At 42.1% G+C, this 20,048-nt stretch carries 10 protein-coding genes, 20 tRNA genes and 3 rRNA genes; 3 read left to right on the top strand and 30 right to left on the bottom strand.

Annotation, left to right across the window (positions count from 1 at the left end):
- Positions 1 to 115: 115 nt before the first annotated feature.
- The 4 genes from menB to ACN6MX_RS13190 are packed head-to-tail and all read right to left on the bottom strand — an operon-like array spanning position 116 to position 4,812.
- Positions 116 to 934, bottom strand: coding sequence for a 1,4-dihydroxy-2-naphthoyl-CoA synthase (gene menB, locus ACN6MX_RS13175; RefSeq protein ID WP_093060293.1), 819 nt, complete (start codon positions 932 to 934; stop codon positions 116 to 118).
- Complete coding sequence (menH, locus tag ACN6MX_RS13180; RefSeq protein WP_419959353.1) at positions 931 to 1,758, bottom strand: 2-succinyl-6-hydroxy-2,4-cyclohexadiene-1-carboxylate synthase; 828 nt, start codon at positions 1,756 to 1,758, stop codon at positions 931 to 933. Before menH ends, menB begins: the two co-directional genes overlap by 4 nt.
- A complete protein-coding gene (menD, locus tag ACN6MX_RS13185; protein WP_419959354.1) occupies positions 1,746 to 3,458 on the bottom strand; it encodes a 2-succinyl-5-enolpyruvyl-6-hydroxy-3-cyclohexene-1-carboxylic-acid synthase in 1,713 nt (570 codons plus the stop codon). Before menD ends, menH begins: the two co-directional genes overlap by 13 nt.
- Complete coding sequence (locus tag ACN6MX_RS13190; RefSeq protein ID WP_419959355.1) at positions 3,451 to 4,812, bottom strand: isochorismate synthase; 1,362 nt, start codon at positions 4,810 to 4,812, stop codon at positions 3,451 to 3,453. The genes menD and ACN6MX_RS13190 overlap by 8 nt, the downstream gene beginning before the upstream one ends.
- 152 nt (positions 4,813 to 4,964) lie before the next feature.
- On the opposite strand from ACN6MX_RS13190, the gene ACN6MX_RS13195 reads away from it, so the two are divergent.
- Entirely contained in the window at positions 4,965 to 5,876 is a 912-nt protein-coding gene (locus ACN6MX_RS13195) for a 1,4-dihydroxy-2-naphthoate polyprenyltransferase (RefSeq protein WP_419959356.1), read from the top strand.
- A gap of 860 nt (positions 5,877 to 6,736) precedes the next feature.
- Here the strand turns inward: ACN6MX_RS13195 and ACN6MX_RS13200 are convergent.
- From ACN6MX_RS13200 to ACN6MX_RS13310, 23 genes are all read right to left on the bottom strand, one after another.
- Positions 6,737 to 6,808: transfer RNA gene (locus ACN6MX_RS13200), tRNA-Glu, on the bottom strand.
- 7 nt (positions 6,809 to 6,815) lie between these two features.
- Positions 6,816 to 6,906, bottom strand: a tRNA-Ser gene (locus tag ACN6MX_RS13205).
- A 7-nt stretch (positions 6,907 to 6,913) separates the two neighbouring features.
- A tRNA-Asn gene (locus ACN6MX_RS13210) sits at positions 6,914 to 6,988 on the bottom strand.
- Positions 6,989 to 6,992: 4 nt separating this feature from the next.
- Positions 6,993 to 7,069 (bottom strand) — tRNA-Ile (locus ACN6MX_RS13215).
- Between the two features lie 5 nt (positions 7,070 to 7,074).
- Positions 7,075 to 7,148, bottom strand: a tRNA-Gly gene (locus ACN6MX_RS13220).
- Between the two features lie 7 nt (positions 7,149 to 7,155).
- Positions 7,156 to 7,231 (bottom strand) — tRNA-Phe (locus tag ACN6MX_RS13225).
- 78 nt (positions 7,232 to 7,309) lie between these two features.
- Positions 7,310 to 7,385: transfer RNA gene (locus ACN6MX_RS13230), tRNA-Asp, on the bottom strand.
- 3 nt (positions 7,386 to 7,388) lie between these two features.
- Positions 7,389 to 7,463: transfer RNA gene (locus ACN6MX_RS13235), tRNA-Met, on the bottom strand.
- Positions 7,464 to 7,557: 94 nt separating this feature from the next.
- Positions 7,558 to 7,650 (bottom strand) — tRNA-Ser (locus tag ACN6MX_RS13240).
- Between the two features lie 10 nt (positions 7,651 to 7,660).
- Positions 7,661 to 7,737, bottom strand: a tRNA-Ile gene (locus ACN6MX_RS13245).
- A gap of 6 nt (positions 7,738 to 7,743) precedes the next feature.
- Positions 7,744 to 7,817, bottom strand: a tRNA-Met gene (locus tag ACN6MX_RS13250).
- 24 nt (positions 7,818 to 7,841) lie between these two features.
- A tRNA-Ala gene (locus ACN6MX_RS13255) sits at positions 7,842 to 7,917 on the bottom strand.
- A gap of 12 nt (positions 7,918 to 7,929) precedes the next feature.
- Positions 7,930 to 8,006, bottom strand: a tRNA-Pro gene (locus ACN6MX_RS13260).
- A gap of 5 nt (positions 8,007 to 8,011) precedes the next feature.
- Positions 8,012 to 8,088, bottom strand: a tRNA-Arg gene (locus ACN6MX_RS13265).
- 19 nt (positions 8,089 to 8,107) lie between these two features.
- A tRNA-Leu gene (locus tag ACN6MX_RS13270) sits at positions 8,108 to 8,196 on the bottom strand.
- A gap of 15 nt (positions 8,197 to 8,211) precedes the next feature.
- Positions 8,212 to 8,286, bottom strand: a tRNA-Gly gene (locus ACN6MX_RS13275).
- A 17-nt stretch (positions 8,287 to 8,303) separates the two neighbouring features.
- Positions 8,304 to 8,388 (bottom strand) — tRNA-Leu (locus tag ACN6MX_RS13280).
- Positions 8,389 to 8,416: 28 nt separating this feature from the next.
- Positions 8,417 to 8,489: transfer RNA gene (locus ACN6MX_RS13285), tRNA-Lys, on the bottom strand.
- Between the two features lie 7 nt (positions 8,490 to 8,496).
- Positions 8,497 to 8,572: transfer RNA gene (locus ACN6MX_RS13290), tRNA-Thr, on the bottom strand.
- 13 nt (positions 8,573 to 8,585) lie between these two features.
- A tRNA-Val gene (locus tag ACN6MX_RS13295) sits at positions 8,586 to 8,661 on the bottom strand.
- A gap of 25 nt (positions 8,662 to 8,686) precedes the next feature.
- Positions 8,687 to 8,802 (bottom strand): 5S ribosomal RNA (rrf, locus tag ACN6MX_RS13300).
- A 121-nt stretch (positions 8,803 to 8,923) separates the two neighbouring features.
- Positions 8,924 to 11,852: ribosomal RNA gene (locus tag ACN6MX_RS13305) — 23S ribosomal RNA — on the bottom strand.
- Positions 11,853 to 12,048: 196 nt separating this feature from the next.
- Positions 12,049 to 13,602 (bottom strand): 16S ribosomal RNA (locus tag ACN6MX_RS13310).
- Together the 16S, 23S and 5S rRNA genes with 20 tRNA genes alongside form the textbook arrangement of a ribosomal RNA operon.
- Before the next feature lie 643 nt (positions 13,603 to 14,245).
- Here ACN6MX_RS13310 and ACN6MX_RS13315 point away from each other — a divergent pair.
- Positions 14,246 to 14,965, top strand: coding sequence for an MgtC/SapB family protein (locus tag ACN6MX_RS13315; RefSeq protein WP_419959357.1), 720 nt, complete (start codon positions 14,246 to 14,248; stop codon positions 14,963 to 14,965).
- A 13-nt stretch (positions 14,966 to 14,978) separates the two neighbouring features.
- Positions 14,979 to 15,968 (top strand): cation diffusion facilitator family transporter, encoded by a 990-nt coding sequence (locus ACN6MX_RS13320; RefSeq protein ID WP_419959358.1) that lies wholly within the window; start codon positions 14,979 to 14,981, stop codon positions 15,966 to 15,968.
- Between the two features lie 92 nt (positions 15,969 to 16,060).
- Here ACN6MX_RS13320 and ACN6MX_RS13325 read toward each other — a convergent pair whose 3' ends face one another.
- From ACN6MX_RS13325 to ACN6MX_RS13335, 3 genes are all read right to left on the bottom strand, one after another.
- Positions 16,061 to 17,224 carry an iron-containing alcohol dehydrogenase gene (locus ACN6MX_RS13325; protein WP_419959359.1) on the bottom strand — a complete coding sequence of 388 codons (1,164 nt, stop codon included), beginning with the start codon at positions 17,222 to 17,224 and terminating at the stop codon, positions 16,061 to 16,063.
- Between the two features lie 265 nt (positions 17,225 to 17,489).
- Complete coding sequence (locus ACN6MX_RS13330; protein ID WP_419959360.1) at positions 17,490 to 18,734, bottom strand: Glu/Leu/Phe/Val family dehydrogenase; 1,245 nt, start codon at positions 18,732 to 18,734, stop codon at positions 17,490 to 17,492.
- An 82-nt stretch (positions 18,735 to 18,816) separates the two neighbouring features.
- Positions 18,817 to 20,010 (bottom strand): ornithine--oxo-acid transaminase, encoded by a 1,194-nt coding sequence (locus ACN6MX_RS13335; RefSeq protein WP_419959361.1) that lies wholly within the window; start codon positions 20,008 to 20,010, stop codon positions 18,817 to 18,819.
- Between the last annotated feature and the right edge of the window lie 38 nt (positions 20,011 to 20,048).

A 20,048-nucleotide genomic window follows, 5' to 3' on the forward strand; every position in this document is an offset into this window, starting at 1 on the left:
TGTACTCCTTTTATTTTAAGCTCTATATTTTTGTTATATCTTTTACATATTGCGATATTCTATGTAAAAAAGCTATCCCATAAAGGATAGCTTTTTTGTTCTCGTCATTCAATAATCACGGGAAACGCGGGAATTGACCAAAATCTGGTTTGCGTTTTTCTTTAAATGCATCTCGACCTTCTTTTGCTTCATCCGTTGTGTAGTATAGAAGTGTTGCATCGCCTGCTAATTGTTGAAGCCCTGCTAAACCATCCGTATCTGCATTCATTGCAGCTTTTAAGAAACGGAGTGCAGTTGGACTCATTTCTAGCATTTCCTCACACCATTGAACAGTTTCATCCTCTAACTGTGCGTATGGAACTACTGTATTGACTAAGCCCATATCCAGTGCTTGTTGTGCATCGTATTGACGGCATAAATACCAAATTTCGCGTGCTTTTTTATGTCCGATAATACGTGCCAAATAACCAGAACCATAACCAGCATCAAACGATCCAACTTTAGGACCAGTTTGTCCAAATCTTGCATTTTCAGCAGCTATTGTTAAATCACAAACAACATGTAGAACATGTCCGCCACCAATTGCATAACCAGCTACCATTGCGACAACCGGTTTAGGTATTACACGGATTAGACGTTGTAAGTCTAGTACGTTTAAGCGTGGAATCTCGTCTTCTCCTACATACCCGCCATGTCCACGTACTTTTTGGTCTCCGCCCGAACAGAAAGCATGCTCACCTTCACCAGTTAAAATAATGACACCTACATTTTTATCGTCACGAGCACGAGAAAATGCATCAATCATTTCCATTACCGTTTTAGGGCGAAATGCGTTACGCACCTCGGGACGGTTAATCGTTACTTTAGCAATTCCGTTATAAAATTCATACTTAATGTCTTCATATGTATGCAATGTTGTCCATTCGCGAGTCATCTTACATCCTCCTTTAAAATAATATCCTCTACTATTGTAGCAAACAATTCAGGATTTTCCACATGAATTGCATGACCTACCTCCCTAATTTCTTTATGTGCAACATTTGGGAGGTGTTTTTTCATCGTTTTTGCAAGCATACAAAATTTTTCATCTAGCTCACCTGTTACCAACAAAGTCGGTGTAATGATTTCTTCGAGTTTATTCCAATAGGAGGGTTGCACGCCAGTACCAAAACCTCGCAAGCTATTAGCAAGCCCTATTTCAGAACCCGCAATTCGTTCCTGTCGTATCAACTGCTGTTTTTCCAAAGGTAACTGCCGTTGGGAATGAAATAAAGGAATCCTTTCCCAAAAATTCACAAACGATGTGAGCCCTTCGTCCAATATTCGATTAGCAAGCTGCTCATCCGATTGTTTTCTGTTCAAACGTTCTTCTTTATCTGTAAGACCTGGAGAACTACTTTCAAGAATTAGTCTTTTTACAGGATATTTACTTGCATAGGAAAGAGCTAATCGACCACCCATTGAATAACCAACAAGCGTAAAGTCACTCCACTGAAGATGTTGAAACAATGCATGCAAGTCAGCTATCTGCTCCTCTGCAACATAACGGGTTGAATCCAAAGGCTTAGAAGTTTTTCCGTGACCAATAAGATCAATGGTTAACATATCAAATGTATCAGGTAGAAACGAAACCACTTCATCCCATGTATGTGTAGATCCCGTAAAGCCATGTAAAAACACAATTTTTTCCTTCGTTCCACTATTATATCTGTTGCAATGGATATCAATCCCTCGGATATTTATAGTTATACTTTCCAAACCGAGTCCAGCTCCCTCGAAATATCTGCCCATAATTTGCGATGCGTTTCTGTATTAACTTGTCTATTCGTAAATACTTCTATAATACGAATATCCTTCGATTTCTCTTCAGCTAATGCCTCTTTAAAGCTTTCCTTTGAATGAACTGCATTGTACTGAGCATTATACATAGCAGCTATATGTGAAAACTCTAATCCTGTCGGGGTACCAAATAAATGTTCAAAATAATTGGCTTCTGTCGATTGGGATAAATAAGAAAAAATTCCCCCACCATCGTTATTCATAACGATGATTGTCATATCAGTTGACTGGAATCGAGTCACAACCAAACCATTCAAGTCATGTAGAAACGCTAAGTCTCCTATTAACAAATATCCTGGACGATTTAATGCCGCTTGAGCTCCGAGCGCTGAAGAAACCACACCGTCTATTCCATTAGTTCCTCTATTCGCATAGAGCTGAATATCCTTCGTTGTTTTATTGAAAAAAGTATCTAAATCTCGGATTGGCATGCTGCTACTAGCAAACAAATAAGACATATCTGGCAATGCTTCAAACAACATTCCTGCCAATGCACCTTCATCTGTTTCCTTTCTAATATAGCTGTTCACATGATTGGTTGCTATTTCATTTGCTTGAGACCAGAAACACGTATATGTAGAAGCTGACTTTTCCGGTGCTTTGATCCATAATGATTCAGCCTCAACCTGTACATGATGTGTAGCGATATGAAGTGAATCACGGAAAATAGGACTTTCATCTACAACAATAAACACTTCTGGCTTACATGACTTTAAAAACAACATTAAAGGCTTAGAAACTGGCTGAGCTCCAAAACGAATTACTACATTTGGAACAGCCACTTTTTTAAAAGACTCATTTTTAAGAATGGCATCATATTGATCTATACATAAATCCATACAATCGGCTGGTATAGATGTCCTTAGATTAGATAATGGATCAACGAGAACTGGCCACTGCACCGTTTTTGCAAATTCCCAAAAACCATCAGTGATTTGAAGGGAATCTCCAACTATAAATAATCCCTTTACATCTTTTTGAAGAATATCTTTATACCATACTAAAAATTCTTCACTTGGTACTAACTTTCCTATTTCTGGTACTTGCATGTTCAATGTTGGTAAGGCTTGTTCCATATCAAGTAATAAAGGTTCACGAAATGGCACGTTAATATGGACAGGTCCCATCGGAAATGCTCTCGACATAGACACTGCACGTTGGATATGACGCTCTACAAATGCCAAATTTGCTTCATCCTTTTCAGGTAAGGGAAAGTCGACTGTCCACTTCACATGCTTCCCGTATAAATGAAGCTGATCAATTGCTTGAGGTGCTCCTACTTCTCTTAGTTCATGAGGGCGATCAGCTGTAATGATCAATAAAGGAACACGAGCATAGTACGCTTCCACTATAGCGGGAAAAAAGTTTGCAGCAGCGGTTCCAGAAGTACATAAAAGTACAACAGGGCTTTTTTTAGCTTTTGCAATCCCTAGCGCAAAGTAACCAGCGGAACGCTCATCTATTTGACGATAAAATTGGAAACCCTCACTTTTGGCAAATGCATACGCAAGTGGAGTAGACCTTGACCCAGGACACATAACAATATCCTGAACCCCTGCCTGTTTAATCGTTTCTACAAAGTGATTGACATAAGATGTTAAATACTCGACGTTAGTCATTCATATTTCCTCCAAGTGTTCGAAGCATCGGACGGAACTTCACTCGTGTCTCCTCAAATTCATCCAAAGATGATGATTCGGCAACAATTCCGCCACCTGCATATAAATAGGCTTGTTCATTTTCCACTAAAGCGGAGCGTATCCCAACAGCGAACTCACCGTCGCCTTCAGCATTTATCCAGCCAATAGGTGCAGCATAGTATCCACGGTTCATCTGTTCAGACTCACGAATAATTTTTATCGCATCTTGGCGAGGCTCCCCTCCTAATGCTGGTGTTGGGTGTAGAGCTTGTACTAATTCAAATAACGAAGAATCCTTTTTTAAATTCCCTTCTATCGGAGAATAAAGATGCTGTATATCTCTGATTTTCATAAGCTTTGGTCTAGTTGGTACTTTAACATCCTCACAGTATTGCATAAATACTTTCTTAATCATATCTACTACGTATTTATGCTCACCTAAATTTTTGGAATCTGTTAATAACGAATCTCCCAGCTCTTTATCCTCAAGCGAGTTCATCCCTCGTCTTATAGAACCTGCAAGTCCAGCAGATTGTGCTTTGTCATTTTCCACTTTTACAAGCCGCTCTGGTGTTGAACCAAAAAAGAGTTTCTCACCATTCTCTAAACCAAACAAATAACTTTCTGGTTGCTCCATTGAAGCATTATATATCGCTGTAGCCGGAGAGAAAGTATCGTTAAATGTGAGCTTAAGTGATCTGGCAATTACTACTTTTTGTACTTCATCCTCCTGAATTCTTTTTGTTACATCCTCTACTGCATGCAAATATTCATTCTTCAAGCGATCTTCTCGTTTGATTAAGGTCGGTTTTGCATGTACCTTTAACTCTTTTACTTGAGCAGTGTGTATTAGCGCATCTCGTTCTATACGTAGCTGTTCGAAGGTTTCTGAGCTTTTCACTTCATCCGTAATATAGTGAATATTAACAAATGCTTGGTCATGTTGAATAACTAATTGAAATGTAGATAAGACAAAAAATGCAGAAGGAAATGTATCCCATTCCGATGAAATTTTGTTTTTCGGATCAAACGCAAATCCACCAAAAAGAATAGGTGATACATCTGCTTTTTCTTTTAATGATGACTGGCATAGCTTCTTCCACTTTATATCAATATCCTTGTATCTATCGTCTTCTAAGTTATTTGTAATAGTATGGGCATGTCCCAAACCTACTAAAGTTAATGTTTTCTCTTTGTTTTGCCAAAAATAACGTTTCCCTTTATATAATTCATCCCCTGCCTCAAAGAAAGCCTGGGCAGACAATCTTGAGACTTCTATTGTTTCCGTATAAAAACGGTTTTTTGTATTAATTGTACCGGTGGTTTTCGGCATAAATATGACCTCCGTTTAATAACTACTCTTTTATCTAGGTTAATTAAATTACTCTACCCTTAATCATACATCTTTCTACACATTTCAGCACACATTTAGCCATAAATTTATGCTAAAATTGAGATAGGATTCTTTTAAAGGAGAGAAAAATTATGTCACACGAATTTCAAGCAGACAAAGGTTGGCGGGTTTGGTGGAAATTAACAAGACCCCATACTCTAACTGCCTCATTTGCTCCTGTTTTTTTAGGTACAATGATTGCTTTATATGAGGCTAAAATTGACTGGCTTTTGTTTATTGCTATGTTGTTAGCTTGCCTACTCATACAGGCTGCTACAAATATGTTTAACGAGTATTATGACTTTGTACGAGGACTAGATAGTGAGGAATCTGTAGGTATCGGTGGAGCTATTGTCCGTAATGGTGTAAAACCCAAAACAGTTATGCAACTGGCTCTATTACTATATTTAATAGCCGCTGTATTAGGACTCTATATTTGTTACGAAAGCTCTTGGCTATTATTAGTAGTCGGTGCAGTTTCTATGGCAGTGGGATATTTCTACACAGGTGGACCTTATCCTATTTCTAGTACTCCTTTTGGAGAACTATTTAGCGGATTATTTATGGGGATGTTAATAGTTTTAATTGCCGTTTATATTCAAGTAGGTTCCGTGCCTGTATTTGCTGTTTTGTTATCTGTACCAAGCGCCCTTCTTGTTGCTGGGATAATGCTTTCTAATAACATTCGAGATTTAGTAGAAGATACTGCAGGTGGACGAAAAACGATGGCTATATTAGTTGGTCGAAAAAACGCTATTACGATTCTAGCTTCTTATTTTGTATTATCTTATCTTTGGATTATTGGTTTAGTACTTCTACAAATAATCACCCCATGGAGTTTATTGGTCTTATTAAGTCTTAAGAAACCAATACATGCTATTAAATTATTTAAGCAAACAGAAAATCCAGTTCAGGTAGCACCAGCTATGAAAGACACCGCACTTACAAATACGATTTTTGTATTTCTATTAGGCATAGGTTTACTGATCGGCTATTATCTATAACAATCTAAGAAAAACGCAAGCACCCTTTAAGATCAAAAGCTGTATCTGCCGTTTTCGAAGTGTTTTTGACAGCCATGTTGCTATATTATTACCGTTTAATTTTTTTAAGACTGGTCGTGACTATCGTCACGACCAGTCTTCTTTTTCGGTAATTTTATGGCGATTAGCTATCCGTCGCCCTTCTTCAACTTTAGGAACAGGTTTAGTCCATTTTTGTCTAATGAGAGAAAAAATACTTTCTGATTTATAAAGTAAGCTCACGAAGATACAATTTCGTTCGCTGTTGGCTCCTTTATATGGTACACACTAATTATTTCAGTGTATTTCCACTAGATAAAAGAAAATCTACTTTCTTCATCCTTCATTACAGGTCTCCCTAATCCCCATTCAACAGACGGTTTTATCCCTATATTAACTTTGACTACTATGATTATCTAAGCAATAAGCCCTGCTAAATCTTCTTGTTGAATACTACACCCTATATCGATTGAAGTGGAAGGTAGCGAAGGCGTTTCCACATGAGGTGGCGCACTTAGCCTATGTTTCTTTGTCTCCACCTAAAACTGAAATGAGCGGTATTAATCCTTCTTTCAACTGCCATGAACCCAGTATTCACGGTGCATTTTTATATATTTTCTTATTCCTTAAAATAACCCAGATGAGAGGGTGTTGACCTTCTCATCTGGGTTTGTTTATACAGAACTTAGACAGCGTCTGCTAGAAGCGGAAATCAGTAGTATTCGTGGATAGATCTTATTCTTCAAATTACCAGGAACGCCGAGTTCAAGGCATACCAAGTTTATACATTCTTATTTTCGAACAAAAAAAGATAACCAATGAATGGTTATCTTTTTTGAGTATGACCCCTACGGGATTCGAACCCGTGTTACCGCCGTGAAAGGGCGGTGTCTTAACCGCTTGACCAAGGGGCCTTATATATGGCGGAGAAGGAGGGATTTGAACCCTCGCGCCGGTTGCCCGACCTACACCCTTAGCAGGGGCGCCTCTTCAGCCACTTGAGTACTTCCCCATATATATGGCTCCGAAGGTAGGACTCGAACCTACGACCAATCGATTAACAGTCGATTGCTCTACCACTGAGCTACTTCGGAATAATGGTGGGCCTAAATGGACTCGAACCATCGACCTCACGCTTATCAGGCGTGCGCTCTAACCAGCTGAGCTATAGGCCCATTATTGGAGCGGGTGAAGAGAATCGAACTCTCATCATCAGCTTGGAAGGCTGAGGTTTTACCACTAAACTACACCCGCATTACTATGGTGGCTCAGGACGGAATCGAACCGCCGACACAAGGATTTTCAGTCCTTTGCTCTACCGACTGAGCTACTGAGCCTCTTAGATTTTTGATAAGCTTTTGACTTATTCTAAATCTCTAATTAATATGTATAAGGTTTGAAACTTATATAAATAATGGCGGTCCCGACCGGGATCGAACCGGCGATCTCCTGCGTGACAGGCAGGCATGTTAACCGCTACACCACGGGACCATTTGGTTGCGGGGACAGGATTTGAACCTGCGACCTTCGGGTTATGAGCCCGACGAGCTACCACTGCTCCACCCCGCGACAATAAGATACTTACAAATTTGTTTAACGAATTGCTCTACTTGCGACTATACTTAAGGATAAATTATTACTTCCACAAACAATAAGATGAAAATGGAGGAGGAAGAGGGATTCGAACCCCCGCGCGGTATGACCCGCCTGTCGGTTTTCAAGACCGATCCCTTCAGCCGAACTTGGGTATTCCTCCAAGATATTGTTGGTGGACCTTGCAGGACTCGAACCTGCGACCGGACGGTTATGAGCCGTCTGCTCTAACCAACTGAGCTAAAGGTCCTTAAGATGGCGGCAGAGGGAGTCGAACCCACGACCTTTCGGGTATGAACCGAGTGCTCTAGCCAACTGAGCTACACCGCCAAGATTTTAAAACTATTTTATAAATGGTGGAGCCTAGCGGGATCGAACCGCTGACCTCCTGCGTGCAAGGCAGGCGCTCTCCCAGCTGAGCTAAGGCCCCGAAAATAATAACTGGTCGGGAAGACAGGATTCGAACCTGCGACCCCTTGGTCCCAAACCAAGTGCTCTACCAAGCTGAGCTACTTCCCGTCATATGGTGCGCTCGGCAGGACTCGAACCTGCAACCTCTTGATTCGTAGTCAAGTGCTCTATCCAATTGAGCTACGAGCGCATATGTTTTTTCATAAAAGTGGTGCCGAGGACCGGAATCGAACCGGTACGGTAGTCACCTACCGCAGGATTTTAAGTCCTGTGCGTCTGCCAGTTCCGCCACCCCGGCACTATAGTGAATCTTTGGAGCGGAAGACGAGGTTCGAACTCGCGACCCCCACCTTGGCAAGGTGGTGTTCTACCACTGAACTACTTCCGCTCGTTTATTAAATTAAATGGTGCGGGTGAAGGGAGTCGAACCCCCACGCCTTGCGGCGCTAGATCCTAAGTCTAGTGCGTCTGCCAGTTCCGCCACACCCGCATATATATTATTCACTATGAAAAAGTGATGAGCCATGTAGGATTCGAACCTACGACCCTCTGATTAAAAGTCAGATGCTCTACCAACTGAGCTAATGGCTCTAAAAAATGGTGCCGGAGAAAGGACTTGAACCCTCAACCTACTGATTACAAGTCAGTTGCTCTACCAGTTGAGCTACTCCGGCAGGAGTAAATATATGGTGGAGGATGACGGGCTCGAACCGCCGACCCTCTGCTTGTAAGGCAGATGCTCTCCCAGCTGAGCTAATCCTCCTGGGTAATTTATGTATTTATTGCAAGCCCAGCGACGTCCTACTCTCACAGGGGGAAACCCCCAACTACCATCGGCGCTAAAGAGCTTAACTTCCGTGTTCGATATGGGAACGGGTGTGACCTCTTTGCCATCATCACTAGACTTGAATAATTATTGAAAGACAAGTTTTATTATAACAACTCTGTAGAATATTACAAGAGTTTTTTTAATAAAAATTTTATTCTTTCAAAACTGGATAAACGACATTGGAACTGAAACAAATTTGGTTAAGTCCTCGATCGATTAGTATTCGTCAGCTGCACGTGTCGCCACGCTTCCACCCCGAACCTATCTACCTCATCGTCTTTGAGGGATCTTACTTACTTGCGTAATGGGAAATCTCATCTTGAGGGGGGCTTCGTGCTTAGATGCTTTCAGCACTTATCCCGTCCACACATAGCTACCCAGCGATGCTCTTGGCAGAACAACTGGTACACCAGCGGTGTGTCCATCCCGGTCCTCTCGTACTAAGGACAGCTCCTCTCAAATTTCCTACGCCCACGACGGATAGGGACCGAACTGTCTCACGACGTTCTGAACCCAGCTCGCGTACCGCTTTAATGGGCGAACAGCCCAACCCTTGGGACCGACTACAGCCCCAGGATGCGATGAGCCGACATCGAGGTGCCAAACCTCCCCGTCGATGTGGACTCTTGGGGGAGATAAGCCTGTTATCCCCGGGGTAGCTTTTATCCGTTGAGCGATGGCCCTTCCATGCGGAACCACCGGATCACTAAGCCCGTCTTTCGACCCTGCTCGACTTGTAGGTCTCGCAGTCAAGCTCCCTTCTGCCTTTACACTCTTCGAATGATTTCCAACCATTCTGAGGGAACCTTTGGGCGCCTCCGTTACACTTTAGGAGGCGACCGCCCCAGTCAAACTACCCGCCTGACACTGTCTCCTACCCGGGTTACGGGTATGGGTTAGAATTTCAATACAACCAGGGCAGTATCCCACCGACGCCTCCTCCGAAGCTGGCGCTCCGGGCTCTAAGGCTCCTGCCTATCCTGTACAAGTTGCACCAAAATTCAATATCAAGCTATAGTAAAGCTCCACGGGGTCTTTCCGTCCTGTCGCGGGTAACCTGCATCTTCACAGGTACTATAATTTCACCGAGTCTCTCGTTGAGACAGTGCCCAGATCGTTACGCCTTTCGTGCGGGTCGGAACTTACCCGACAAGGAATTTCGCTACCTTAGGACCGTTATAGTTACGGCCGCCGTTTACTGGGGCTTCAATTCGCACCTTCGCTTGCGCTAAGCACTCCTCTTAACCTTCCAGCACCGGGCAGGCGTCAGCCCCTATACTTCACCTTACGGTTTTGCAGAGACCTGTGTTTTTGCTAAACAGTCGCCTGGGCCTATTCACTGCGGCTCTTCTAGGCTATGCACCCAAAAGAGCACCCCTTCTCCCGAAGTTACGGGGTCATTTTGCCGAGTTCCTTAACGAGAGTTCTCTCGCTCACCTTAGGATTCTCTCCTCGACTACCTGTGTCGGTTTGCGGTACGGGCACCTATCACCTCGCTAGAGGCTTTTCTTGGCAGTGTGAAATCAGGAACTCCGGACATACGTCCTCGCCATCACAGCTCAATGTTACAGAATGCGGATTTGCCTACATTCACACCTTACTGCTTGGACATGCATAACCAACAGCATGCTTACCCTATCCTTCTGCGTCCCCCCATTACTCAAACGGTGGTTTGGTGGTACAGGAATATCAACCTGTTATCCATCGCCTACGCCTATCGGCCTCGGCTTAGGTCCCGACTAACCCTGAGCGGACGAGCCTTCCTCAGGAAACCTTAGTCATACGGTGGACGGGATTCTCACCCGTCTTTCGCTACTCATACCGGCATTCTCACTTCTAAGCGCTCCACCAGTCCTTCCGGTCTGACTTCAACGCCCTTAGAACGCTCTCCTACCACTGATACCATAGGTATCAATCCACAGCTTCGGTGATTTGTTTAGCCCCGATACATTTTCGGCGCAGCGTCACTCGACCAGTGAGCTATTACGCACTCTTTAAATGATGGCTGCTTCTAAGCCAACATCCTGGTTGTCTAAGCAACGCCACATCCTTTTCCACTTAACAAATACTTTGGGACCTTAGCTGGTGGTCTGGGCTGTTTCCCTCTTGACTACGGATCTTATCACTCGCAGTCTGACTCCCAAACATAAATCATTGGCATTCGGAGTTTGTCTGAATTCGGTAACCCGGGATGGGCCCCTAGTCCAAACAGTGCTCTACCTCCAAGATTCTAACGTTTGAGGCTAGCCCTAAAGCTATTTCGGAGAGAACCAGCTATCTCCAGGTTCGATTGGAATTTCTCCGCTACCCACACCTCATCCCCGCACTTTTCAACGTGCGTGGGTTCGGACCTCCAGTAAGTGTTACCTTACCTTCATCCTGGACATGGGTAGATCACCTGGTTTCGGGTCTACGACCACATACTCATTCGCCCTATTCAGACTCGCTTTCGCTGCGGCTCCGTCTTCTCAACTTAACCTTGCATGTAATCGTAACTCGCCGGTTCATTCTACAAAAGGCACGCTATCACCCATTAACGGGCTCTAACTACTTGTAGGCACACGGTTTCAGGATCTATTTCACTCCCCTTCCGGGGTGCTTTTCACCTTTCCCTCACGGTACTGGTTCACTATCGGTCACTAGGTAGTATTTAGCCTTGGGAGATGGTCCTCCCGGATTCCGACGGAATTTCACGTGTTCCGCCGTACTCAGGATACACTCAAGAGAGAATGAATTTTGGACTACGGGGCTTTTACCCTATCCTGCGGACCTTTCCAGATCGCTTCGTCTAACTCATTCCTTTGTAACTCTATGTAGAGTGTCCTACAACCCCAAGAGGCAAGCCTCTTGGTTTGGGCTATTCCCGTTTCGCTCGCCGCTACTCAGGGAATCGATTTTTCTTTCTCTTCCTCCAGGTACTTAGATGTTTCAGTTCCCTGGGTGTGTCTCAGATGCGCTATGTATTCACGCAAATGTACTGCTCCATTACGAACAGTGGGTTTCCCCATTCGGAAATCTCCGGATCAAAGCTCACTTACAGCTCCCCGAAGCATATCGGTGTTAGTGCCGTCCTTCGTCGACTCCTAGTGCCAAGGCATTCACCGTGCGCCCTTATTAACTTAACCTAAAAGTTAAAAAGTCTTACACGTCATGATTACGTAAATAATCACAACAGAATTTCTTGTTGTTTATTGTTTCAATGTCGTTTTATCCAGTTTTCAAAGAACAAGTATAGAATCTTCATATAAAAATGAACATTCAAAACTGAACTGCAAAACGTTAAGATACAGATAAAGATCTGTATTCCGATATTATCCTTAGAAAGGAGGTGATCCAGCCGCACCTTCCGATACGGCTACCTTGTTACGACTTCACCCCAATCATCTGTCCCACCTTCGGCGGCTGGCTCCCGTAAGGGTTACCCCACCGACTTCGGGTGTTACAAACTCTCGTGGTGTGACGGGCGGTGTGTACAAGGCCCGGGAACGTATTCACCGTGGCATGCTGATCCACGATTACTAGCGATTCCGGCTTCATGTAGGCGAGTTGCAGCCTACAATCCGAACTGAGAACGGTTTTATGGGATTTGCTCACCCTCGCGGGGTTGCGACCCTCTGTACCGTCCATTGTAGCACGTGTGTAGCCCAGGTCATAAGGGGCATGATGATTTGACGTCATCCCCACCTTCCTCCGGTTTATCACCGGCAGTCACCTTAGAGTGCCCAACTGAATGCTGGCAACTAAGATCAAGGGTTGCGCTCGTTGCGGGACTTAACCCAACATCTCACGACACGAGCTGACGACAACCATGCACCACCTGTCACCGCTGTCCCCGAAGGGAAAACTCTATCTCTAGAGCGGTCAGCGGGATGTCAAGACCTGGTAAGGTTCTTCGCGTTGCTTCGAATTAAACCACATGCTCCACCGCTTGTGCGGGCCCCCGTCAATTCCTTTGAGTTTCAGTCTTGCGACCGTACTCCCCAGGCGGAGTGCTTAATGCGTTAGCTGCAGCACTAAGGGGCGGAAACCCCCTAACACTTAGCACTCATCGTTTACGGCGTGGACTACCAGGGTATCTAATCCTGTTTGCTCCCCACGCTTTCGCGCCTCAGCGTCAGTTACAGACCAGAAAGCCGCCTTCGCCACTGGTGTTCCTCCAAATCTCTACGCATTTCACCGCTACACTTGGAATTCCGCTTTCCTCTTCTGTACTCAAGTCCCCCAGTTTCCAATGACCTTCCACGGTTGAGCCGTGGGATTTCACATCAGACTTAAAGGACCGCCTGCGCGCGCTTTACGCCCAATAATTCCGGACAACGCTTGCCACCTACGTATTACCGCGGCTGCTGGCACGTAGTTAGCCGTGGCTTTCTAATGAGGTACCGTCAAGGTACGAGCAGTTACTCTCGTACTTGTTCTTCCCTCACAACAGAGTTTTACGATCCGAAAACCTTCTTCACTCACGCGGCATTGCTCCATCAGACTTTCGTCCATTGTGGAAGATTCCCTACTGCTGCCTCCCGTAGGAGTCTGGGCCGTGTCTCAGTCCCAGTGTGGCCGATCACCCTCTCAGGTCGGCTACGCATCGTCGCCTTGGTGAGCCGTTACCTCACCAACTAGCTAATGCGCCGCGGGCCCATCCTGTAGTGACAGCCGAAACCGTCTTTTAACATCTCCCCATGAGAGGAAATGGATTATTCGGTATTAGCCCCGGTTTCCCGGAGTTATCCCAATCTACAGGGCAGGTTGCCCACGTGTTACTCACCCGTCCGCCGCTAAATCAGAAGAAGCAAGCTTCTTCGTCATTCGCTCGACTTGCATGTATTAGGCATGCCGCCAGCGTTCGTCCTGAGCCAGGATCAAACTCTCCATAATAGAGAACTTAAAAAGCTCATTTGTTTTGCTGGCATCATCATTAAATGATGTCAAAATTGTTTTGCTATCAAACTAACTAAGTTAGCTGATTAGCTATATCTCTTAACGTTTTGCATGTTCAGTTTTCAATGTTCATGTTGTTCAAGTCGTTTTGACGACTTTATTAGTATAACTTATTTCAGATTTGATGTCAAACATTTTTTTTGAAGTTTTTTAAGTTGTTTGTATCTCGTTCCGAAGGACAAGTATTAATATACATCGTTTAGAAATAAAAAGCAAGCCTTTTTGTAAAAAAAACTTAAATACCTACTATACACTTGAATTACTTGAATCTTAATAGAACGGATCTACATTGTTCAATATAACCACCTAGGTATCTTTCCATCCTTATAGCTCATTATCGACTTACTGTATCAAATTATGAATCCATTCAAGGCCAACAAAAATATTAGTTTAAGTAATAAAAAAATCTTCTATCTCAAAACAACGAATATAACAGTGCTTTATTTCAACTACCTCTATCCTTATAATAAAAAAGAAACAATTCTACTAAATTACGCTATTCCATAAAAAAGGGCGTTTAATAGTAGATAGTGCATAAAAAAGCCCTCAATGCTATATAAGAAATAAAGGAGGAGTTTTGATGGAATGGCTAAACAACCTTAATGATTATACTGAAATCATATTTAAATTAATTTTTGCAGCATTATTAAGTTTAATAATAGGTATAGAGAGGGAACTAAAAAAGAAACCGATTGGATTAAAGACAAGTATAGTAATTGCAACATTTAGCTGTCTACTAACCTACATATCCATTGAAGCTGCTTATAAAGCCTCTCCAAATGACGCTATCAATATAACGATGGATCCATTACGTTTAGCAGCACAAATAGTAAGCGGAATAGGTTTTCTCGGAGCTGGAGTTATATTACGCAAAGGAAATGATAGTATAACTGGCTTAACAACCGCGGCTATGATTTGGGGAGCTGGCGGGATAGGAATAGCAGTTGGTGCAGGGTTTTATGTTGAATCAGCTCTTAGTGTAATTATTGTAATAGTAGGAATTGAATTAATCCCTCCCCTTCTTACTAAAATTGGTCCAAAACGATTGAGGTCTAAGGAATTATCTCTTACAGTGTTAGTAAGAAATCCAGAAAGTATTCCTAAAGTGTATGACTTTTTGCAAGGGAGCGGTGTATATATAGAAAGTATCCGCATTAAAGACATCATTTTAGACAATAATACGATTAAACATGAAATGCATATGAGATTATCCATTATCACTAAAAAAAATACCGCAGAATTTTATGCCACCATAAAAAAGCAAAAATTCATCGAGTCGGTAGAAGTAGAATCTATTTAAAAGGAGCGATCTTATGGGTGAATTTTTAAAATTATTAAAAGGTGGTAACAAGCCTTCCTTAATAGCGGCAATTGTTAATACAGTAATAGCAATACTAAAAGGTGTGGCATTCTTCTTTACGGGAAATGTAGCAATGTTTGCAGAGATGATGCATTCCATAGGGGATGCTGCGAACCAGTTTTTTGTTTTTACCGGTTCAGCACTTTCTAAAAAAGCACCAACCCCAAGATTTCCAAACGGTTTTGGTCGCTTAGTAAACCTTGTTTGTTTAGGCGCTGTAATTATCGTTGGGATTTTGTCTTATGAGACAATTATAGAAGGTTGGCATCATATACAACACCCAACAGAATCTACAGGTGTAGCAATTACGCTTAGTGTGCTCGCTATAGCCATTGTGCTAGAATTTTCGGTTCTATACAAAGCAGGGAAAGAAATATTACATGAAGTAGGTATTAAAGGTACACTTCTCTCTCCGCTAACAACAAGTTTTGCTAACCTAGGTAGAGCTAAACCTGCTACAAAGCTTGTTTTTATGGAAGATTTAGTAGCCACTGCAGGAGGTATCTTAGCTTTTGTAGCTGTTCTAATTTCCCATTTCACTGGTTTTTTACAAGCTGAAGGTATCGCTTCTATTATGATCGGTGTAATGATGTTCTATGTAGTTGGGAAAGTATTTCTTGACAACGCTAGGGGGGCATTGGGAGAAACGGATGAACAAATGCTTGTCCATATTGCTCATATTGTATCTGAAAACGAGCATGTAAAAGATATTCAAAAGCTTGAAGTAATAAAAGAAGGTGAATATCTGCATGTAGAAATAATTGTAGAAATTGATCCTCAGCATACCTTCGCCGAAGTGGATGATATCCGCGATAATTTAAAGGAACTGATTTTAACTCAACAAGGAGTAACAGATATTACAATCTCCTTTGATGAGGATGACGGAATCAGAACATGGACTCAACATAAGGATCAACGTACCGTTTTAAAAACACGTGACTAGTTGTTATGGGTTCATCGTGTTTCAAAAAAGTATTAACTAGAAGACCACATGACAAGTTTCAGTCATGTGGTCTTTTTTCAAATAAAGCTATATTAAAGGCAAGCAGTCAAGATTATTTTTGTATCCTCTGCATTAAGTTTATGGAAATTACCGTAATCGCCATATACCATCGCCTTTTCTACCATAAGGTCAATTTTGCTGTCATCTATGTTATAGTCAGCTAATTTGGATGGTGCGTTTAAAGAATTCCAAAATTCCTCTAAGCGATCTATTCCTTCATAAGCTACTTCTTCCGCAGATTTACCTTCAGGATTCACTTTAAAGACATTTGTAGCAAGCTTAGCAAAACGCTGCGGATTTACTTTTACGTTATGACGCATCCATCTCGGAAAAACAATAGCCAGTCCTCCACCATGTGGAATATCATACACTGCTGAAATGGCATGCTCTAAGTTATGGCTTGCCCAGTCACCGTTATATCCCATTTGTAGAAATCCATTTAATCCCAGGGTACCCGCAAATAGGATAGTTTCTCGATGCTCATAGTTTGTTAAATCATCGATGAGTTGTGGTCCTACTTCTATAACTGAACGCAGAGTTCCTTCTATCATTTCGTCTTGAACAGGTGTATTTATGGCATTGTTATAGTATTGCTCAAACATATGAGACATCATATCCACTATTCCGTAAACCGTTTGATCAAGAGGAACTGTGAACGTATTTACCGGATCTAAAATGGAGAATTTCGGATAAACTAAAGGATTTCCCCAACCGTACTTTTCTAACGTTTCTTCATTAGTAATAACAGATCCGGAATTCATCTCTGAACCAGTTGCTGCGAGCGTTAATATAGTTCCAAAAGGCAGTGCTTCTTGTGGAACTGCTTTACGTGTGACAAAGTCCCAAGGATCTCCGTCGTATTTAGCTGCAGCTGCGATAAGTTTAGTACAATCTATCACTGAACCTCCACCTACAGCGAGTATTACATCAATTCCTTCTTTTTTACAGATTTCCGCGCCTCTTTTAGCCGTAGATAGTCTTGGGTTAGGCTCGACACCTGCCAATTCAAATACTTCCATTTCCGCTTCTTTTAATTCGTCCATTACTTGGTCGTATAATCCATTTTTCTTTATACTACCTCCACCGTAAACGACAAGAACTTTCTTCCCATAGGGAGATAACTCCCCTTTTAGTTTGCCTATTTGGCCTTTACCAAATATCAATTTCACAGGGTTATAAAATGAAAAAGCATTCATCTAACATCCTCCTCTTTCCATACTTTCTTAATAATAAAAAACCCGCTTGTAAAATACAAGCGGATCATCTTAATTTTAATTTTTATCCCGGTTTAACAGGCTGTAGATAAAATCGGAATATCGCGGGGACAAACAGCCTGTAAATCCCCGATTGGTTCGGGCCAACAGGATGTTGGTCACTCAGGCATTGCCGCACGATGCGGCAATGCCTGAGTTCAGTGCTTAAGCAAGAGGGGATGAAGCCCCCATTGATGGAAGTTTCACTTTATACCCAACCACGGAAACGTGATGCTTCGGCAGTTTTACGTACTCCTACCATATAAGCAGCTAGACGCATATCAATATTACGAGTTGTTGCAACTTCGTAAATATTTTGGAATGCTTCTACCATTTTCTTCACTAGTTTTTCATCCACTTCTTCTTCTGTCCAGTAGTAGCCTTGGTTATTTTGAACCCATTCAAAATAGGAAACAGTTACTCCACCAGCACTTGCTAAAACGTCTGGCACTAATAGAACTCCTCTATCATAAAGGATTTTAGTACCTTCAGTTGTAGTTGGTCCATTTGCAGCCTCTACTACGATATTCGCTTTAATATTATGAGCGTTTTCTGCAGTAATTTGGTTCTCGATAGCAGCAGGAACTAAAATATCACATTCCAATTCTAATAATTCTTGGTTAGAAATCGTATTTTCAAATAAAGTTGTTACAGTACCAAAACTATCACGACGATCTAATAGATAGTCAATGTCTAAACCGTTTGGATCATGTAATGCCCCGTATGCATCAGAAATAGCAATAACTTTTGCACCTTGATCACTTAAAAACTTAGCTAGGAAGCTTCCTGCATTACCAAAGCCTTGAATTACAACGCGTGCACCTTGCATATCAATATTGCGTTTTTTTGCTGCTTCATTGATGATTATTGTAACACCTTGAGCAGTTGCACGGTCGCGCCCTTGTGATCCACCAAGTACCAGTGGTTTACCAGTGATGAAGCCCGGTGAGTTGAATTGGTCCATACGACTGTATTCATCCATCATCCATGCCATGATTTGAGCATTTGTAAATACGTCTGGAGCAGGAATGTCTTTTGTCGGTCCAACGATTTGTCCAACAGCACGTACATATCCACGGCTTAAACGTTCTATTTCTCCCATTGACATTTCACGTGGATCACAAATAACTCCACCTTTACCTCCACCATAAGGAAGGTCAACAATACCAGCTTTTAAAGTCATCCACATAGATAGAGCTTTCATTTCGTCTGGTGTTACGCCTGGATGGAAACGGACTCCGCCTTTAGTAGGTCCAACAGCATCATTATGTTGTGAACGGTATCCAGTGAAAACTTTTACTGTGTTGTCATCCATACGTACCGGAATACGAACTTCTAACATACGAAGTGGTTCTTTCAATAAGTCATACATTGCTTCGTCATAACCAAGTTTGTGCAGAGCCTCTTTAATAACAGCCTGAGTTGATGTGAATAGGTTTAAATTTTCAGCCATTTTATATCTTCGCCTCTTTAATTTTTAATAATTTCTTCGGAACCATTGTAACATAGAATTATTGATATTTGTCTAATATTTATTATTTATTGAATACTTTTTGAATTCTTTCGATAGCCCAATCTAACTCTTCTTTAGAAATGATTAGTGGTGGAGCAAAACGAATTACTGTATCGTGCGTTTCTTTGCATAATAATCCTAGTTCTTTTAAGTCTTCACAGAATGGGCGAGCTTCTTCTGTTAATTCCATTCCTATAAATAATCCACGACCACGAACGTCTTTAATAGAAGGATGTTTAATTTCTTTTAATGCATCCATGAAATAATTACCTAATTGAAGAGAGCGATCAGCTAATTTTTCATCCACTAATACATCTAATGCTGCTAAAGAAACTGCACATGCCATTGGGTTACCACCAAAAGTAGAACCATGAGAACCTGGGTTAAACACGCTTAGAATGTCCTTATTTGCGACGATACATGAGATTGGGAATACTCCGCCACCTAAAGCTTTTCCTAAAATGTACATGTCTGGCTCTACTTCTTCCCACTCACACGCGAACATTTTACCAGTACGGCATAAACCTGCTTGGATTTCATCAGCGATAAATAATACGTTATTTTCGCGACATAATTCTAAAGCAGCTTTCATAAATCCAGCTGGAGGAATTATAATACCAGCTTCCCCTTGAATTGGTTCGATTAAAAATGCAGCTGTGTTAGGTGTAATTGCAGCCTTTAGTGCTTCTAAATCACCGTATGGGATTAATTTAATACCAGGAAGCATTGGTCCGAATCCACGCTTGTATTCAGGATCCGATGAAAGCGAAACTGCTCCCATAGTACGACCGTGGAAGTTGCCGTTACAAGCAATTATTTCTGCTTGATCTGCTGCTACACCTTTCACATCATATGCCCATCTGCGAGCTGCTTTAAATGCAGTTTCAACGGCTTCAGCACCGGTATTCATTGGTAATACCATTTCTTTACCTGTTAGTTCACTAACTTTTTCATACCAAGGTCCAAGTTGGTCGTTGTGGAATGCACGAGAAGTTAAAGTTACACGATCCGCTTGGTCTTTCAGTGCTTGAATAATTTTCGGATGACGATGCCCTTGGTTTACTGCTGAGTATGCAGAAAGCATATCCATGTATTTGTTGCCTTCAGGATCTTTTACCCAAACTCCTTCAGCTTCTGACACTACTATTGGAAGTGGATTATAATTGTTTGCACCAAATTTGTTCGTTTGTTCAATCACTTGTGATGAAATAGTCATTCGTGCATTACCCCTTTTATTCAAAATCTGGGCAGACT

The sequence above is a fragment of the Psychrobacillus sp. BM2 genome (assembly GCF_048572895.1).
In the GTDB taxonomy this organism is placed as follows: domain Bacteria; phylum Bacillota; class Bacilli; order Bacillales_A; family Planococcaceae; genus Psychrobacillus.

Bases quoted from the DNA above. Each gene is read 5' to 3' on its own strand.
- menB (WP_093060293.1), bottom strand. From the start codon at position 934: ATGACTCGCGAATGGACAACATTGCATACATATGAAGACATTAAGTAT.
- menD (WP_419959354.1), bottom strand. From the start codon at position 3,458: ATGACTAACGTCGAGTATTTAACATCTTATGTCAATCACTTTGTAGAA.
- ACN6MX_RS13190 (WP_419959355.1), bottom strand. From the start codon at position 4,812: ATGCCGAAAACCACCGGTACAATTAATACAAAAAACCGTTTTTATACG.
- ACN6MX_RS13195 (WP_419959356.1), top strand. From the start codon at position 4,965: ATGTCACACGAATTTCAAGCAGACAAAGGTTGGCGGGTTTGGTGGAAA.
- ACN6MX_RS13315 (WP_419959357.1), top strand. From the start codon at position 14,246: ATGGAATGGCTAAACAACCTTAATGATTATACTGAAATCATATTTAAA.
- ACN6MX_RS13320 (WP_419959358.1), top strand. From the start codon at position 14,979: ATGGGTGAATTTTTAAAATTATTAAAAGGTGGTAACAAGCCTTCCTTA.
- ACN6MX_RS13325 (WP_419959359.1), bottom strand. From the start codon at position 17,224: ATGAATGCTTTTTCATTTTATAACCCTGTGAAATTGATATTTGGTAAA.
- ACN6MX_RS13330 (WP_419959360.1), bottom strand. From the start codon at position 18,734: ATGGCTGAAAATTTAAACCTATTCACATCAACTCAGGCTGTTATTAAA.
- ACN6MX_RS13335 (WP_419959361.1), bottom strand. From the start codon at position 20,010: ATGACTATTTCATCACAAGTGATTGAACAAACGAACAAATTTGGTGCA.